The following is a 2,273-nucleotide window of genomic DNA, read 5'->3' as shown; positions in this document are numbered from 1 at the left end:
TGTCTAATCAACAGGGTTTTCGGTCTCTAAGTACTTTTTAAAGGGAACATCATCGACTCAAATCTCTATTTGCAACAGTGCCATTTGCAGTCATCCAGCGCCGAACCGTTTCTACCGGGATATTCAGGTCAAACATGCTGCTGAGCTTCTCATGCGCCAAGGTAGGTCCAAAGCCCAGCAGATGTTCAGAAATAATGGAAAGACATTCTGATTTTAACAGAACGTCATGGCGACGATGACCCGGTTGACCACGACTGGCATGCGTCATGCCTGAAACACCATCTTGATTGAGCTTCTGCAATAACCGGGTAATTTGACGGGTGGAAAGATTCAGGATTTCAGCAGCACGGACTTGGGTAATACGATGATCTCGAACGTCTTGCAGAACTGCAAGACGTTGAATTTCTTTGTCAGACATAGTGATCAGCATCTATATTTTATATCCAGTCCATGGTGATAAAAACCATCATAAACCAGACATTTTTATTGGTGAGAATATAGACACTTTAAATGGGTTCTAACAAACACGTTTCGTATAAGGTGTATTATGTTATTTTTAGAGAAACTACTAAATTATATTGAGTTGTAAATATTTGAAATTCCGTTAAGATATTTTGGATTAAATTCTATTCCTAGATAGCATTCGTGTTGACTCATCTCTCCAAAAAACTTTGGTTTTGTTTTCTTATGGTTTTTGCCATAGGATGGAGTAGTGTGTCTGTTGCATCAGTAAAGATAATGCATATCAATATGCAAACTGAAATGAGCCAAGATCATTGTTTAGATCAAGCACAGCAAGTCACTCAACATGGTATTAATCACGAAGTACAGACGAATACCGATTGCCATAATCATTTAGCTCTTAATCAGAATATAGATCACAAAAAGTGTCAGGAATGTTCTAGCTTATCCTGCCAGACACAGATCTCATGTCTTCATTCTTTGCAAAGCTCGCTAGATCCCCTAGATACCTTCTATTCTATAGATCAGCCTAATTTTTATTACCCCAACCAATATCTAAATGGGTATTGGCAAGAAATTTCACGTCCTCCTAAAACTTAACCAATTTTTTTAAAATTTATTTATTTTTCAAAAATTAAGGTTAAGTTATGTCTCATAAAATTAGTTCGTACCTATTAGCAGGTATTTGTTTTGCATCGTCGCCTTTGGTTTTTGCCGAAGTGCGTGAATATCAGCTTGTTATTGATGAAGCAGTGGTCAGCCCAACTGGAAAGCCTGTAAAGCGCATTACCGTAAATGGTCAATTTCCTGCGCCTTTGCTTGAGTTTGAAGAGGGTGATGAAGCCATCATTCGCGTGAAAAATAATTTAAAAAACCAAGATTCTTCTATTCATTGGCACGGACTGTTGTTGCCGGGCATTATGGATGGTGTACCGGGATTTAATGGTTTTAACGGTATTAAGCCTCAAAGCGAGTATGTTTATAAATTCAAGATTCGCCAAAGCGGGACTTATTGGTATCACGCTCATTCTAAAGGACAGGAACAGGACGGCTTATATGGTTCTTTTGTGATTTATCCAAAAGGTAAAACACCATTGGCAGCACATGAAAAAGCTGAACGTGACTATGTGGTGATGTTGTCAGATTTTCATGAAAAAACCAGTGATCAAATTCAGAAAGATCTTAAAATTTCAGCTGAATATTATCAAGATCAGCGTGAAACCTTGGGTGATGTTTGGAAGCAGGTTAAACGTGATGGCATAAAAGCGACATGGTCTGACCGCAAAATGTGGAATCAGATGCGTATGCTAAAAACCGACATGTCGGATGTTACAGGTTATACCTTCCTCATTAATGGCAAAACACCTGAACAAAATTGGACAGGAATGTTTAAACCGAATGAAAAAATTCGCCTACGTTTTGTGAATGCATCTGCGATGTCTTTCTACGATGTCCGTATTCCTAACTTGAAAATGACTGTGGTCAGTGCTGATGGTCAGCCTGTAAAACCTGTTGCTGTGGATGAGTTTCGTATTGGCACAGCTGAAACTTATGATGTGATTGTGGAGCCCAAAGGCGGACATTATCAAATTGAAGCTGAGTCAATTGACCGTGCAGGCTATGCGATTGGTACACTGCACAATGAATTAAATCCTATGACACATGGCATTCATATGCCTGCACCACGTCCACGCTCACTTTTGACCATGGAAGATATGGGACATGGTGGCGGTGATCATGCAGGAATGGATCATTCGAAAATGAACCACGGCAATATGCAAGGCATGGATCACTCGAAAATGGATCATTCA

The 2,273-nt window shown here is 39.5% G+C and carries 1 protein-coding gene and 1 pseudogene; one reads left to right on the top strand and one right to left on the bottom strand.

The genetic code is table 11. The features are described 5' to 3' along the window. Positions 1 to 82: 82 nt before the first annotated feature. Positions 83 to 430, bottom strand: a pseudogene (locus N518_RS16540) (helix-turn-helix domain-containing protein); the annotation flags it as partial. Between the two features lie 679 nt (positions 431 to 1,109). On the opposite strand from N518_RS16540, the gene N518_RS0115135 reads away from it, so the two are divergent. Continuing rightward, a partial coding sequence (locus tag N518_RS0115135; protein ID WP_026444480.1) for a multicopper oxidase domain-containing protein occupies positions 1,110 to 2,273 on the top strand: 1,164 nt, incomplete at its 3' end.

Origin of the sequence: Acinetobacter sp. UNC436CL71CviS28, from assembly GCF_000620525.1 — a bacterium.
Taxonomy (GTDB): domain Bacteria; phylum Pseudomonadota; class Gammaproteobacteria; order Pseudomonadales; family Moraxellaceae; genus Acinetobacter; species Acinetobacter radioresistens.
The sequence above is the reverse complement of the archived record's forward strand: the minus strand, read 5'-3'. Positions and strand labels throughout refer to the sequence as shown.